This is a genomic window from Paeniglutamicibacter sulfureus (genome assembly GCF_030512175.1).
GTDB lineage: Bacteria > Actinomycetota > Actinomycetes > Actinomycetales > Micrococcaceae > Paeniglutamicibacter > Paeniglutamicibacter sulfureus.
The window spans coordinates 2,776,217-2,790,410 of record NZ_JAULBL010000002.1; the positions used below are offsets into that span (position 1 = coordinate 2,776,217).

At 68.0% G+C, this 14,194-nt stretch carries 13 protein-coding genes; 6 read left to right on the top strand and 7 right to left on the bottom strand.

Going from position 1 to position 14,194, the window contains the following annotated elements; translation table 11 throughout:
• The first annotated feature begins 1 nt into the window (after position 1).
• The 6 genes from Q2T94_RS19225 to Q2T94_RS19250 all read left to right on the top strand — a co-directional run bounded on the left by Q2T94_RS19225 (position 2) and on the right by Q2T94_RS19250 (position 6,302).
• Positions 2 to 760, top strand: coding sequence for an energy-coupling factor transporter transmembrane component T family protein (locus Q2T94_RS19225; RefSeq protein ID WP_264270668.1), 759 nt, complete (start codon positions 2 to 4; stop codon positions 758 to 760).
• Positions 757 to 2,214 (top strand): ATP-binding cassette domain-containing protein, encoded by a 1,458-nt coding sequence (locus Q2T94_RS19230; protein WP_302266204.1) that lies wholly within the window; start codon positions 757 to 759, stop codon positions 2,212 to 2,214. The genes Q2T94_RS19225 and Q2T94_RS19230 overlap by 4 nt, the downstream gene beginning before the upstream one ends.
• 118 nt (positions 2,215 to 2,332) lie before the next feature.
• Positions 2,333 to 2,977, top strand: a complete 645-nt coding sequence (locus Q2T94_RS19235; protein WP_302263213.1) for a DUF6431 domain-containing protein — start codon at positions 2,333 to 2,335, stop codon at positions 2,975 to 2,977.
• An 86-nt stretch (positions 2,978 to 3,063) separates the two neighbouring features.
• Entirely contained in the window at positions 3,064 to 4,581 is a 1,518-nt protein-coding gene (locus Q2T94_RS19240) for a DDE-type integrase/transposase/recombinase (RefSeq protein ID WP_302263214.1), read from the top strand.
• A complete protein-coding gene (locus tag Q2T94_RS19245; RefSeq protein WP_302263215.1) occupies positions 4,578 to 5,390 on the top strand; it encodes an ExeA family protein in 813 nt (270 codons plus the stop codon). Before Q2T94_RS19240 ends, Q2T94_RS19245 begins: the two co-directional genes overlap by 4 nt.
• A 255-nt stretch (positions 5,391 to 5,645) precedes the next feature.
• Entirely contained in the window at positions 5,646 to 6,302 is a 657-nt protein-coding gene (locus Q2T94_RS19250; RefSeq protein WP_302266206.1) for a hypothetical protein, read from the top strand.
• A 42-nt stretch (positions 6,303 to 6,344) separates the two neighbouring features.
• Here the strand turns inward: Q2T94_RS19250 and Q2T94_RS19255 are convergent, their stop codons facing one another.
• The 7 genes from Q2T94_RS19255 to Q2T94_RS19285 form a co-directional block, all read right to left on the bottom strand.
• Positions 6,345 to 6,827, bottom strand: a complete 483-nt coding sequence (locus tag Q2T94_RS19255) for a Rieske (2Fe-2S) protein (protein ID WP_302266207.1) — start codon at positions 6,825 to 6,827, stop codon at positions 6,345 to 6,347.
• A 93-nt stretch (positions 6,828 to 6,920) separates the two neighbouring features.
• Entirely contained in the window at positions 6,921 to 7,331 is a 411-nt protein-coding gene (locus tag Q2T94_RS19260) for a Rieske (2Fe-2S) protein (RefSeq protein ID WP_302266208.1), read from the bottom strand.
• 163 nt (positions 7,332 to 7,494) lie between these two features.
• Positions 7,495 to 9,627, bottom strand: coding sequence for a 3-hydroxyacyl-CoA dehydrogenase NAD-binding domain-containing protein (locus Q2T94_RS19265; RefSeq protein ID WP_302266209.1), 2,133 nt, complete (start codon positions 9,625 to 9,627; stop codon positions 7,495 to 7,497).
• A gap of 4 nt (positions 9,628 to 9,631) precedes the next feature.
• Positions 9,632 to 10,870: a thiolase family protein gene (locus Q2T94_RS19270; RefSeq protein WP_264270674.1), complete on the bottom strand. Its 1,239-nt coding sequence runs from the start codon at positions 10,868 to 10,870 to the stop codon at positions 9,632 to 9,634.
• A gap of 145 nt (positions 10,871 to 11,015) precedes the next feature.
• On the bottom strand, positions 11,016 to 12,332 hold the full coding sequence (locus tag Q2T94_RS19275; RefSeq protein ID WP_264270675.1) for an HRDC domain-containing protein: 1,317 nt from the start codon (positions 12,330 to 12,332) through the stop codon (positions 11,016 to 11,018).
• Between the two features lie 63 nt (positions 12,333 to 12,395).
• On the bottom strand, positions 12,396 to 13,010 hold the full coding sequence (locus tag Q2T94_RS19280) for a DUF3000 domain-containing protein (RefSeq protein ID WP_302266210.1): 615 nt from the start codon (positions 13,008 to 13,010) through the stop codon (positions 12,396 to 12,398).
• A gap of 106 nt (positions 13,011 to 13,116) precedes the next feature.
• On the bottom strand, positions 13,117 to 14,178 hold the full coding sequence (locus Q2T94_RS19285) for a threonine aldolase family protein (protein WP_264270677.1): 1,062 nt from the start codon (positions 14,176 to 14,178) through the stop codon (positions 13,117 to 13,119).
• Between the last annotated feature and the right edge of the window lie 16 nt (positions 14,179 to 14,194).

Below are 14,194 nucleotides of genomic sequence, written 5' to 3' on the forward strand. Positions count from 1 at the left end.
AGTGCCCCGGACCGCACCATTGCATCCCTTCACGGTGCTCGCCCTCGCGGCGGCAGTCGTGGCCACCACCACGGCGGCCGGCCGTTGGTGGCTCAGCGCCTCGGTGCTGCTGGGCTGCGTGCTGCTGGCGATGTGGGCGCGCCGTGGGCGGAGGCTGGCAGGGCTCGCTGCCGCCATCCTGCTGCCGGCCTGGGGCTCCCAGCTGCTGATCCACGGGCTCATCGACCGTACCGGAAGCCATGTGCTGGCCGTTGCCGGCCCGCTCAGGATCACCATCGAGGGGCTGGCCACCGCCGGGCAGCTGGGGCTGCGCACCGCCGTGCTGGTGGTCGCCGGGCTGCTGTGCACGCTGCTCATCGACAGGCACGACCTCGTCGCCGCCGTCGATCTCTCCGGTGCCCCTCCGCAACTGGGCTACCTGGTGGCCGCCACGCTTTCCCTGCTGCCCCGCCTGGCCGAACGCCAGCGCGCCATCGGGCAAGCGCAGGCGCTGCGAGGGGCGGCCGCCGGTGCCGGGCCGGTTGGCTGGTGGCGCCGGATCCGCTTGTGCTCGGTGCCGCTGGTGCTTTTCGCCCTGCAGGACGCAGCCGACCGCTCCGCCCACCTGGCCGCGCGCGGCTTCCCGGCTGCGGGGCCGCACACCCGCCTGCGTTCGGTTCCTGACTCGGCCGCCCAGGCCCGACTGCGCCGGGCAGCGCTTGCCTGCATCATCATCGGCCCCCTGGCGGTCCTGGCCCCGGAATGGATGGCCGCCGCATGACCGCGACCCGCAACGCAATGCTCGAGCTGGAATTGGAACGCTTCCGTTACTCCGGGGCCGAGCACGACACGCTTGCCGGCATGTGCCTGTCCCTGGCGCCGGGATCGCTGACGGCAATCGTGGGGGACTCAGGCTCCGGCAAGTCAACGCTTGGTGCTGTGCTTGCGGGGATGTTGCCCCGCCACGACGGCGACGACATGGTAGGGCGCATCACCCTCGCCGGGCAGGAGATCCGCCACGGTGCCGGCGCCGACCCGCGCATCGATCCGGTGGGGTGGGCCCGCCACGTCGGAATGCTGCCCCAGGATGCCCGGCACTACCTCTCCGGGGTACGCGAAACCGTGGAGGAGGAACTGGCCCTGGGACTGGAGAACGCCGGGGTGCCGCGCGCAGACATGCGCCTGGGCATCGCCGCGCTGGCCCGGAAACTGGGAATCGGTTCCCTGCTGCCCCGTGATTCGGGGAAGCTCTCCGGCGGGCAGGAACGCCTCGTGGCCCTGGCCGCGCTCGCCCTGGGCGCCGCGCCGGTGCTGGTCCTTGACGAACCGCTGGCCGGGCTGGATGCCTCGGCGGCGAGCCAGGTCTCGGCCCTGCTGGGTCACCTGCGCTCCGAGGGGACAGCGCTGGTGCTGCTCACCCGCAGCCTCGATGGGTTGGCGGCCGGTGCAGACCGGGTGCTGTCGCTGCGCGCCGGCAGCACCAGCCCGGTAGAGGGCGCCGATATGGCCGGCAGCGTGCCTGCACCACCACCGGCTCGCCGGAATCCGCGCGCTGACGGGGCCTTACTGCTCGAGTTCGCCGGCACGGAGCTCGGCTACGCGGGATCCTCCGACCCCGTGGTGGCTTCACTTGACCTGCAGGTGAGGGCCGGTGAATGCGTCGCGCTGGCCGGGCCGAACGGGGCGGGCAAGACCACGGTGCTCAAGGCAGCGGCCGGGTTGCTGCGCCCCGGCGCCGGACGGGTCGTTGACCATGTGCGCCCCGGCGGGTCCATCGGGCTCTTGCTGCAGAACCCCTCCGACCAGCTCTTCGAACGGACGGTCCGCCGCGAGGTCTCCTTCGGCCTGCCCAAACGCGGTCCCCAGGCGGCGCGGGTACCGGAGGTGCTGGCCACCCTGGGGCTGGCCGCCGAGGCGGAAACCCACCCCTACGAGTTGCCCGCCTCCGCCCGGCGCCTCGTGGCCCTGGCCACCGTGCTGGTGCGCGATCCGAGCGTGCTGTTGCTCGATGAGCCGACCGAGGCGCTGGACGCGGAAGGGATGGCGCGGCTGCACGGTGCGATCGGGAAGGTGCTGGACCGCGGCGGGGCCGTGCTCTTCTCCACCCATGACGAGGCGTTCATGGCTGCCACCGCGCACCGCGTCCACAGAATGGAACCTGCCCGGGTGTTGAGCGTCGCGTTGTTTGGGGATGAGCCGTCGAGTTCGGTGCCGATGCAAGGTTTCGACTTGTAGGTCTTGATCTTCGGTTATTGGCGGCGGCAAGCTGACGATAACCAAACTTAAGGCAAACGACCCAGCGCCAGATTTCGAAGGCTGCGCCGGGTCGTTCTAACGCGAAAGAGTCGCGCTAATGATCACGGTAAGTTATGCGCCCGCCGCTGTCGAATCTGATCTGCGTGGCGGCCTCCTTTCATGCCCCGAATGCGCCGGGGCATTGCGTCCGTGGGGCCATGCACGGGAACGACGGATCCGCATGGGAACCGCGGGGCCGTCCGTGTCGGTGTTTTGCCCGTTGCGGGCCCGGTGCACCGGATGCCGGATGACTCATGTGCTGTTGCCGGTTGTTCTGGCGGCACGGAAGGCTGATGAGGCTTTGGTGATCGCCGCAGCCATCGAAGCCAAGGCCCTCGAGGGGCTCGGCCACCGCTCCATCGCGGATCGGGTGGGCCGGCCGGTGAGCACGGTGCGTGGTTGGCTGCGGTCTTTCGGCTCTTCCGCCGCGTCCCTGTGTTCTTGGTTTCGGTCTCTGCTGCTCCGGGACGCGTCGGATGCCGCGTCGCTCTGGCCGCAGTCCGCCCGTGGAATTCTTGCCCAGGCCTTGGGGGTTCTGTTGGCCTATGCCCGGGTGGTGGGCGAGCGTTTTGCGGTCCCGGAAGCCAGTGCGGTTCCTTGGCATGCTGCCGCGTTGGCCAGCGCCGGGCCGTGGGTGTTCAGCGGCACCTGGTGGGTGAAAAGGCTTGCAACACCAATTGGCCCTGATAGGGCGGGGTGTTGATGGGCGAAAGTGGGCAACAAGCATGACCTGCGCCCCGGTGCAGGTGGTGCCGATAAATACCGTTTCCCTGAAAGGACACCGCCTTGATGCCACTTGCCCTGATCCCGGAACAGCGTCCGGAAACCTTCGTTGCAGCCGACCCTCCACCGGCAACACCGGCACCGTCCTCGGCTCCGGTGAAAGGACCGGTGAAACGCAGCGAACGCGCCGAGCAGATCGCCCTGTTCCGCTACCAGCTCATCCGGGAAGCAGCCGATGACCAGCTCGGTGCCAAGGCCCGAGGTGTCATGGTGCGCGCACTGGCCATCCAATACCATCCCTGGCCTTTCGGGGGCACCAAGCGGTTCTCCCGGGAAAGTATCGATCGCTGGATCAAGGCCTGGAAGAAGGACGGCTTTGACGGGTTGAAGCCAACCCAACGCGCCCAAGGCCCGATCACCGAGCCCCGGGTGCTGCTGCTGGCCGAGACCTTGAAGCGGGAGAAGCCTCACCGCACTGCCGCCCAAATCAAAAGGATCATCGCCACCACGCTGGGCGATGCACCCTCGGAAACGACGCTGCTGCGCCACTTCCGGTCCCTGGACATTTCCACCGGCGTTCCCGGGGCCGCCACCGGCCGCTTCGAAACCGAGGAATCCAACGAAATCTGGGTGGGAGATGCCCTGCATGGGCCGCGGATCGAGGGACGCAAAACCTATTTGTTCGCGTTCCTCGATGACCATTCCCGGATGGTGGTCGCCTCCCGGTGGGCCTTCGCCGAGGACACCGTCCGCCTGGCCGCGGTGCTGCGTCCGGCCCTGCAAACCCACGGAATACCACGTCAGGTCTATGTCGACAACGGCAGTGCCTTTGCTGACAAGGCACTTCAGCGGGTCACGGCGAAGCTGGGGATCAGGTTGGTTCATTCGGCCCCCTACCGCCCGCAGGGAAGGGGCAAAATTGAGCGGTTCTTCAATACCGTGACCCAGCAATTCCTGGGTGAAATCACCGTCACCAACCAGCCCTCGCTTCCGGGCACCGGGCAGGGATCGGAGATCTCCACCCTGCAAGAACTGAACGCGCTCTTCACCTCCTGGGTGCAGGTTCTCTATCACCGCACCATCCACTCCACCACCGGGCAAACACCGCTTGAGCGCTGGGATGCCAGCTGGGTCAAACGCACCCCGGTACGCAAATCCCCGGACCAGGTCAGTGAGGCATTCCTCTGGTCCGAGAAACGTAAGGTCACCAAGACTGCCACGATCTCCCTGCTGGGCAACACCTACCAGGTGGACCCGGTGCTGGCAGGAACCCGGGTCGAACTCATCTATGATCCCTTCGACCTGGCCGCCCCCATCGCCGTGCACTCCCACCTGGGAGTCCCGGCCGGAACCGCGACCCTGCTTCAGATTCGTCGGCACGTGCACCCGAAGGCCAAGAATGCGGCCGCCGACCGGGACGCCGGAGCCCAAAACGTTTCCACCGGTATCGATTACCTGCGCCTGCTCGAGGACCAACACAAACACACCATGAGCGGGGCTCCGATCAGCTTCGAGAAACTCGCCACCCCGTCCAGAAACACCGACACCGCCAAAGCGCACCACCGCCAGGAGAACACGCCGTGAGCATCACGTCACTGCAAAGCCATTACGGTTTTTCCCGCATGCCCTTCAGCGCGGACATCCCGCCCCAGGCGCTGCATCCGCACCCCGGGCACCGCGAGGCGATCGCCCGGATCCACTGGTGCATCGGCCAACGCCAAATGGGTGTGATCACCGGGGAGGTCGGTGCCGGGAAAACCGTCGCGGTGCGCGCGGCACTGGCCGGGCTCGAGGCCTCCCGCCACCAGGTCATCTATCTTCCGGACCCGACCATCACCATGCGCGGCATCCATGCCACCATCGTTTCGGCCCTGGGCGGCCAGCCATCCTTCTATTCCGGGGTACTGGCCACCCAAACCGCGGCACTGCTGGCCGGGGAGCTGGACGAGCGTTCCCGCCTGCCGGTCGTGGTCATCGACGAGGCGCACCTTTTGAGCAACACCGAGCTGGAATCCCTGCGCATGCTCACCAACACGGCCCTTGATACCGGGTCCCACTTCGCATTGCTGCTCATTGGGCAACCCACGCTGCGCAGGCGCCTGAAGATGGCCGTCCTGGCCGCGCTGGACCAGCGCATCGGCACCCGTTTCACCCTCACCGGCATGAACCTTGCCGACACAGCCAGCTATATCAAAGCGCATCTCGGTTTTGCGGGCAGATCGGACACGCTGTTCTCCGAGGATGCCGTTACCGCCATCCACCAGGCCTCCCGGGGTTACCCGCGAGCGGTGAACAACCTCGCCGTCTCCGCGTTGATCGCCACCTACGCCGGCAACAAGACCATCGTCGACCAGGCCGCGGCGCAATCCGCGATCACCGAAAACAGCGAATAGGAGCCCGGCACCGACGACGACCACGCCGTCAGCAAGACAACGAATGCCCTGCCGAAACCCCTCGGCAGGGCATTTCCATGGGCGGCTCGTCGTCAAACCCGGTGACGCGAAGATCGTCAAACAACGCGACGGTCAACACCCGGGCCGCCCGGGCATAGCAGGGAAAATGGGTCCCGGAACCACGCATCGGCTCGTTGGGACTGCCGGGGCCGGTAGTGTGGGATTTCTTGGGGGCCAACGAGCCATGGGAGAAACATGCCAGAGGATTTTGAGCGGTGGGATGTGCTGGTCCGCGACCAGCAGCGGATCGGGGTGCTCTACCGGAACCTTGAATCCAACGTGTTGCTGACCCGCGTCCTGGTGGAGGAGGGCGTCCAACCCTATCGGGCAGAGTCGCGCGTGCGGTTTGACCCGGGCTCCGACGCCTGGGAGCTGAGCTGGTTCCGCGACCTAACCATGGACCAGGCCCGGCTCATGCGCCGGGAGACGCAGGATCCGCCCGCGGAGTCCATGCCGAGCTTTGCTGACATCCTGATGTTGCAGCGGGCCATTCGGGATCCCGGGAACCCGGTGGAGTATGTGCGCCTGAACGAGTCCGGCCAGGAGATACACGGCCCCCTCGTCCCTCGGCGCGCGGAACCCAATGCGCGGATCCAGCAGGTGGGCCCGCCCGAAGAACTCCCCATCCCGTTGGGTGGCGTACTTTCGGCCCGGCGTTTCGAGGCCTGGGCCGACGGACTGTTGGTTGCCACCCACTGGGTCAACGATGCGAACGAGCTGGTGTGCACCCGCTGGGGAGCGAACATCACGGCCTTCGGCGTGCCCGGGGCACCCAGCGAGGCCGGCTGGCTCTCGCTAGCGGGGCTCGATGAGGGAACCATCGGGTTCATGACCCACGGTTTCGATGCCTAGTCTCGGATGCCCGGCCGCCGAAAGACCCAACCAAGGCGCAGCCTAGACGTAGATGAGGACGTCGTCGCCCTTGATTTCCGCGGCAAAGCGCTCCAGCGCGCCGCGGGCGGGACCGGCGACGGCCTTGCCGTCCTCGGGTTGGAAGAAGGAGCCGTGGCAGGAGGAGTAGAACGCCTCGTCATCGTTGGGCGACTTCGCGCCGACCGCACATCCCTGGTGGGTGCAGATTGCCGAGTAGGCCAGGACGGATTTTTGGTTCGGGCGGAACAGCAGGAAGCCTGCCTGCCTACCCGCTGCCTCGCACTGGGTGAGGACCGCTTCAACCGACAGGCGAGTACCCACGGCCAATTCGGCGGTGGTCGCCACCACGGTGCCAGTGCCGACGGGCTCAGGAGGGGCGGAGGGCACGTTGTTCGGTGCCGCCGAGGAACCGTCGCCGCAGGCGGCCAGGGCCAGGGTGGCACCGGCCGCCACGGTGGTGCCACCAAAGGCGCGACGCGTGATGGGGGAAGAAAGCGAAGTCATGATTCCCATCATTCCATGCACGTGCGCAGGCAGGATCGAAGTGGCGGTGCGATGTCACTTACAACCCCTGCCGAGGCCCGGCAGGCTTCCGGATCAGAGGAAGATCTTGACCTTGTCGCCCTCGATCGCAGCCGGAAAGCGCTTCAGCGAAGCGTCGGCCGGGCCCTGGGCGACCGAGCCATCGGCTTTCGAGAACTTGGAGCCGTGGCACGGGCACTCGAAGGTTTCGCCGCTGCCGCTGCCGACCTTGCATCCCTGGTGCGTGCACACGGAGGTGTACGCGAGGACGGTTGCCTCGTCTGGGCGGTAAAGCAGGTATCCGCTTCCGTTGACGGTGACCGAGGCGGTACCGTCCACCGGCAAACGGGAGACATCGATGGCGTCCGTACCGGTGCCGGTGGCTTCCGGGAGATCCTGGGGCTTATCGTCGGACCCGCACGACACCAAGGTCACCGCGGCGCTGGAAACCAGCGCGGCGCCAATGACACTTCTGCGGGTGGGCACAAGCGTGATCTTTTCTTTCATAAGCAAAGTGTCGCGCACAATCGCGCCAAGGTCGATGGAAGGGAGCAGGAATTTTTTGCCCCCGACCACCGGGGACGCCGCGGGCGGGGCAACGGTTCGATCCGTTGCCCCGCCCGCGTCACGCCGACTTCCGGGCCAAACCTCAATCCTGGTGGAACTTCCGGCCGTTGACCCGCTCGGAGGCGCCCACCTGGTCGAGGTACGGGGTGATGCCACCCAAGTGCATGGGCCAGCCGGCTCCCATGACCATGCACAGGTCGATGTCCTGGGGGCCGGCGACCACGCCCTCGTCGAGCATCAGCCCGATTTCCCGGGCCAGTGCGTCCTGCGTGCGCACCAGCAGGTCCGCTGCGGTGCTCGGGCTGTTGCCGAATTCCAGCAACCGAAGCGTGGACTCCGGGATTTCCGCTCCGCCGTCCGCCGTGGGTGTCCAGAGCGAGGTGATGCCGTGGGAAATGAGCACCTGCTGGTTTTTCGAGACGTGGAAGCGCTCGCCGAAGGCCGCGTGCAGTGATTCGGAGACGTGGTGGGCCACCGGGATCCCGACCATTGCCAGCAGCGTGAACGGGGTCATTGGCAGGCCCATCGGACGCAGTGCGCCGTCGGCGGTGGCCGCATCGGTCCCGTCGTCAAAGGCCTGGGCGATCTCGCCCATCAGGCGCAGCAGGATGCGGTTCACCACGAAGGCGGCCTCGTCCTTGACCAGCACGCTGGTCTTGCGCAGCGCCTTGCCGACGGCGAACGCGGTGGCCAGTGCCACCTCTCCGGTCCGTTCGGCCCGCACGATCTCCAGCAGCGGCATCAGCGCGACGGGGTTGAAGAAGTGGAAGCCGACCAGGCGCTCGGGATTCTTCAGGTCCCGGCCCATCTCGGTGACCGAGAGCGAGGAGGTGTTGGTGGCCAGGATGCACTCGGGGGAGACGACTGCCTCGACCTCGGCAAAGACCTGCTTCTTGACGGCCAATTCCTCAAAGACCGCCTCGATCACGAAATCGGCGTCCGCGAAGGCCTCCTTGGACACCGCGCCGGTGACCAGGGCCTTGGTGCGGTTGGCGGCATCGCCTGAGATCCTGCCCTTGGCCAGCTGCTTGTCGACCTCGCCGTGGATGTGGGCCAGGCCCTTGTCCACTCGCGCCTGGTCGATGTCGGTGATGACCACCGGCACCTTGAGGTTCTTGGCGAAGAGCAGGGCCAGCTGCCCAGCCATGAGCCCGGCGCCAACGACGCCGACCTTGGTGACGGGCCGCGCCAGCTTGGCGTCAGGGGCTCCGGCGGGGCGCTTGGAACGCTTCTGGACCAGGTCAAGGAATGCGTACACGGTGTTGTGGAAGGCGTTGGTCTGCATCAGTTCGGTCAGGGCCGCGATTTCCAGTGCTGCGGATTCCTTCTGGGTGATGGAGGCGCCGGCCTCGAAGACCTCGAGCACCTTGGCCGGCGCCGGGGCCGCGTTGGAGGTCTTGGCCTCCACGAAGGCCCGGGCCTTGGCCGCGGCGGCGGCCCAGCGCGCGGCAATGGCCGGGTTGCCGTTCGGTTCCACCGCATTCGGGCGCTGCACCGTGGTCCCGCCGCCGAGCACGCCGTCGGCCCAGAGGAGGGATTGCTCCAGGAAATCGGCAGGCTCGAACAAGGCGTCGGCAATGCCGAGCTTCGCGGCCGCGGTTCCGTCCAGTGAGCGGTTGTTGTTCAGCGGGTTTTCGATCATGACCGTCATGGCGGCCTCTGGCCCGGTGAGCCGCGGAAGCCGGTAGACCCCGCCCCAGCCCGGGACCAGCCCGATGAAGGCCTCGGGCAGCCCGATGCCGTTGGCTCCGGTGGAGACGGTGCGGTAGGTGCAGGCCAGGGCGATTTCCAGTCCGCCGCCCAGTGCCACGCCGTTGATGAACGCGAAAGTCGGTACCCCCAGGTCCGCGAGCAGGTCGTAGGCTGCGTGGCCCAGTTCCGCCATGGCGCGGCCGTGCACCGGTTCGGTGAGGTTCTTGACCCCGGAGAGGTCGGCGCCGGCGACCAGGAAGTGCGGCTTTCCGGTGACGGCCAGGGCCTGGATCTCCCCGGCGGCGGCCCGGCGCTTTTGCTCGGTGAGCGTGGCGTGCAGTTCCAGCAGGGTGTTGGGACCCAGGGTGGTTGGCTTGGTGTGGTCGAAACCGTTGTCAAGGGTCAACAGCGCCATCCTGTGGCCGCCGGGCAGCTGGACGTCCTCCACGAGCGAGTGGGTGATGATCTCGTGGGGGACCAGCGAGGCAAGGGAAGCGAAATTTTCAATGGTGCTCTGGCTCATGGCCTTAGGCGTCCTTTCCGTAGTCTGCGTGGTGCGGGTTTTCCCAGATCACTGTGCCACCCATGCCCAACCCGATGCACATGGTGGTCAGGCCGTAGCGCACCGTGGGATCCTGCCCGAATTGGCGGGCCAGCTGGGTCATCAAGCGCACGCCCGAGGAGGCCAGCGGGTGTCCCACGGCGATGGCGCCGCCGTAGCGGTTCACCCGCGGATCGGTGTCCTCGATGCCGTAGTGGTCAAGGAACGAAAGAACCTGGACCGCGAAGGCCTCGTTGATCTCAAAGAGCCCGATGTCGTCGATGGAAAGGCCTGCCTGGGCCAGGGCCTTCTCGGTGGCCGGGACCGGGCCGATGCCCATGACCGAGGGTTCGACACCGGCAAAGGCGTAGGCAACCAGGCGCATCTTGACGTTCAGGCCCAGTTCCGCCGCGGCCTCGGCGCTGGCCAGCACCGCGGCGGTGGCCCCGTCGTTCAGGCCCGCGGCGTTGCCGGCGGTGACCCGCCCGTGGGCGCGGAAGGGGGTGCGCAGCTCGGCCAGCGACTCGAGCGTGGTGCCCGGACGGGGCGGCTCGTCGGAGGTGTGCAGCTTGAAGCCCTCACCGGGGCGGCGCGCCGCGACCGGGACCAGATCCGGCTGGATGTCCCCGGCCGCGTAGGCCGTGGCGAGTTTTTGTTGGGAGGCCGCCGCGTAGGCATCGGCGCGATCCTTGGTGATGGCGGGGAAGCGGTCGTGCAGGTTCTCGGCGGTGTTGCCCATGTTCAGGGCCGCAGGGTCGACGATGCGTTCGGCCAGGAAGCGGGGATTCGGGTCGGCTCCGGCGCCCATGGGGTGGTTGCCCATGTGCTCGACGCCGCCGGCGATGACCACGTCGTAGGCGCCGAAGGCGATGGAGCCGGCCGTGGAGGTCACCGCCGTCATCGCCCCGGCGCACATCCTGTCGATGGCGAAACCGGGCACCGAGCGGGGCAGGCCGGCCAGCAGCGCGGCGGTGCGCCCGATGGTCAGGCCCTGGTCCCCGGTCTGCGTGGTGGCGGCGATTGCCACCTCGTCGATGCGCTCGGGTGGCAGTGAGGGGTTGCGGCGCACCAGCTCGCGGATGCACTTAACCACGAGGTCGTCGGCGCGGGTGCCGTGGTAGATGCCCTTGTCTCCGGCCTTGCCGAAGGGGGTGCGGACGCCGTCGACGAAGACGACGTCGCGGACCTGCCGCGCATTGCGCGTGTTCACTGGCTGGGGGCTCACCGGTACTCCTTGTGATCGGGATGGGGATGTGATCCACCCCATACGCTACTGGTGAGTAACTTAGAGTGCAAGCCGTGCGCTCCCGGGCAAGGAAAAGGCCGGGCAGGTTCCCCCGATTTGTCGAGGGAACCTGCCCGGCCCTTCATCAGCGCTTGGCCAACTCGTCCGGATCCAGCAGCGCCACGGTGAGCACCGGTCCCACCAGCTCGATCTGCCACTCGCGGGCGCCCAGGCCCCGCAGCGTCGCCGACACGGTGTCCGGATCGATCTCCGCCGGCGGGCTCCAGCACAGCCGGCGCAGCGTGTCGGGGGTGAGTAGGTTCTCGGTGGGGATGTTCAGTGACTCGGCGGTGCGGGCCACCCGCGCGCGGGCCGTCTGCAGCCGCGCGGCGGCCACCGGGTCCTTGTCGGCCCAGACCTTGGGCGGCGGGGGCGAGTTCGACGGCACCTGGTTGGGCGGCAGGTCGCTGGTCGCGGCCGCGTCCTGCAGGGCGCGCAGCCACTTGGGGGCGTCCTTGGCGGCCGAGCGTCCGTGGAAGCCGGGGGTCTTCAGCAGCGCGGGAACGCTCTTGGGCATGGCTTTGGCTGCGGCGACCAGCGCGGAATCCGGGATCAGCCGGCCCGGGGCCACGTCGCGGGTCTGGGCCAGGGATTCGCGGGTCTCCCACAGGGCGCGCACTGCGGCCAGGGTCCGGCGGTCGCGGATCTGGTGCAGGCCGGAGGTGCGGCGCCACGGGTCCACGCGAGGTGGTGCCGGGGGGGCCTTGCGCACCGCCTCGAACTCCTCCTCGGCGAACCCTAGCTTGCCGTCGGCCTGCAGGATCTTGATCAATTCTTCGCGCAACCGGTCAAGGACCTCGACGTCCAGCGCCGCGTAGCGCAGCCACGGCTCGGGCAGCGGGCGGGTCGACCAATCGGCGGCCGAATGTTCCTTGGCCAGCCGCAGCCCCAGCAGGGATTCCACCGCGGGGCCCAATCCCACGCGCGGCAACCCCGCGATGCGGGCTGCAAGTTCGGTGTCAAAGAGTCGTGCCGGGTCCATGCCCAGCTCGCGCAGGCAGGGCAGGTCCTGCGAGGCTGCATGCAGGATCCAGGTCTCGTCGCCGATGGCCTCCTGGATCGGGTCCAGGTTTTCGAAGGGCACCGGGTCGATGAGCCAGCTGCCCGAACCTTCGCGGCGCAGCTGGACCAGGAAGGCCCGCTGGCCGTAGCGGAAGCCGGAGGCCCGCTCGGCGTCAACGGAGACCGGGCCGGTGCCTGCGGCAATGGCGCGCGCGGCGCGGCGCAGGCCGGGCTCAGTGGTGACGACCTCGGGAACACCGTCGCGCGGGGTGTCCAGCAAGACGGGTTCGGGGAGCACCTCCTGCGGCGCTTCGTCGGTTTCCGGGGCGTGCGCCGGGGCGGACGGATCGTCCTCCACGGTGCTGTGGCTGGGGTTCGAGGCATGGGGGGTGCTGGTCATGGTCTATCGATTCTAGTACCGATTGCCCCGGGACCTGGTTTGACGGGCCGCGGGCGGATGGATCTAGGAGAGCCTGCGGTGCGGAAGCGCCGTGACGCCGCTGGGCAGCGGGGGCAGGCCGGCAAAGGTGCAGACCATGTCCGCCCAGGCCTCAAGGTGGGTGGAGATGTGGTGGTCGCCGGGGGTCCAGGAAGCGCGCAGTTCGATGTCGATGGTTTCACTGCGGTCCTCCAGGGTGCCGTAGCTCTCCGACAGCACGCGGGTCGCGGTGCCGCCGGCCTGTCGGTAGTCGGCGCCGGATTCGTTCAGTGCATCCAGCAGCCAGGTCCAGGCCACCGAGCCCAGCATGGCGTCGTTGCCCATTTCCGAATCCATGCGGGCCCTGATGTAGGTCACGATGCGGAAGGTGCCGTCCCAGAGGGCTGAACCGGCCGGATCGTGCAAGAGCACGAAGCGCCCGGTGGCCAGTTCCTCGGCGTGCACCGGTGCCGACTGGTCCGTCCTGCGCGGGACGCGTTCGAGGACATCGGCGGACAAGGCCAGGGCGTAGGGCGCCAGGCGGGCCGGTGCGGGAATTTCCTGGAGCTGGATCTCGCGCCGGCAGCTGGCACGGCGAACTGCGGCCAGGGCTTCGAGGAAGGCCGGCGGCACTGCTTGGACTGGTCCGTTTGAACTCACATGGCCACTCTAAAGTGTGGCCGTCGCCATGCCGCCTGCGGCACGCCGGGGGAGCGGGACCGCGTTGCGCCCCGCCCTCCGGCGTCCGGTGGGGGACCACACCCCCCTAGTTGGCGGCAAGTTCCTCCGAGAGGGCCGCGACGAAGGAATCGACGTCCGCCTCGGTGGTGTCGAAGGAGCACATCCAGCGCACCTGGCCCGCGGCGCGGTTCCAGTCGTAGAAGCGGAAGCGCTCGCGCAACCTGTCGGCAACGGCATTGGGCAGCTCGGCAAACACGCCGTTGGATTGCGTCGGGTAGACCAGCTCCACGCCGTCGGTTGCCTCGACCGCCGCCGAAAGCCTGGCGGCCATCGCGTTGGCGTGCGCGGCCGAGGTCAGCCAGAGGTCGGAGCCGTAGAGCGCCAGCAGCTGGGCGGAGATGAAGCGCATCTTCGAGGCCAGTTGCATGTTCATCTTGCGCAGGTACTTCATCGACTCGGCAGGACCCTCCGAGAGCGTCACGATGCCCTCGCCGAACATGATGCCGTTCTTGGTGCCGCCCAGGGTCAGGATGTCGATTCCGGTGCCCGTGGTCATCTCGCCGAGTCCCACCCCCAGCGCGGCTGCGGCATTGGAAATGCGTGCCCCGTCCATGTGCACGCGCATGCCCAGCGAGTGGGCGTGGTCGGTGATGGCCCGCAATTCCTCCAGGCTGTACAGGGTGCCCGTCTCGGTGGACTGGGTCAGCGAGACGGCCAGCGGCTGGGCTCGGTGCTCGTCCCCCCAGCCCCACGCCTCCATGTCGATCAATTCGGGGGTGAGCTTGCCGTCGGTGGACGGCACGGAGAGCAGCTTCATGCCGCCCATGCGCTCCGGGGCGCCGTTCTCATCGACGTTGATGTGGGCGGTGGCGGCACAGATGACCGCTCCCCAGCGCGGCAGCAGGGACTGCAGCGCGATGACGTTGGCGCCGGTGCCGTTGAACACCGGGAAGACGGTGGCGCCCTCGCCGAAGTGCCCGGCGACGACGGAACCAAGTTCCTCGGTGTACTGGTCATCGCCGTAGGAGACCTGGTGCCCGCCGTTGGCCTGGGTCAGGGCCGAAAGGACCTCGGGGTGGACACCGGAGTAGTTGTCCGAGGCGAAGCCGCGCACAGAGGAATCATGAATCGAAGTAGTCACTGGCATTGCGTCCTAACAAGGG

Bases quoted from the DNA above. Each gene is read 5' to 3' on its own strand.
- Q2T94_RS19240 (WP_302263214.1), top strand. From the start codon at position 3,064: ATGCCACTTGCCCTGATCCCGGAACAGCGTCCGGAAACCTTCGTTGCA.
- Q2T94_RS19275 (WP_264270675.1), bottom strand. From the start codon at position 12,332: ATGACCAGCACCCCCCATGCCTCGAACCCCAGCCACAGCACCGTGGAG.
- Q2T94_RS19235 (WP_302263213.1), top strand. From the start codon at position 2,333: ATGATCACGGTAAGTTATGCGCCCGCCGCTGTCGAATCTGATCTGCGT.
- Q2T94_RS19250 (WP_302266206.1), top strand. From the start codon at position 5,646: ATGCCAGAGGATTTTGAGCGGTGGGATGTGCTGGTCCGCGACCAGCAG.
- Q2T94_RS19265 (WP_302266209.1), bottom strand. From the start codon at position 9,627: ATGAGCCAGAGCACCATTGAAAATTTCGCTTCCCTTGCCTCGCTGGTC.
- Q2T94_RS19285 (WP_264270677.1), bottom strand. From the start codon at position 14,178: ATGCCAGTGACTACTTCGATTCATGATTCCTCTGTGCGCGGCTTCGCC.
- Q2T94_RS19230 (WP_302266204.1), top strand. From the start codon at position 757: ATGACCGCGACCCGCAACGCAATGCTCGAGCTGGAATTGGAACGCTTC.
- Q2T94_RS19255 (WP_302266207.1), bottom strand. From the start codon at position 6,827: ATGACTTCGCTTTCTTCCCCCATCACGCGTCGCGCCTTTGGTGGCACC.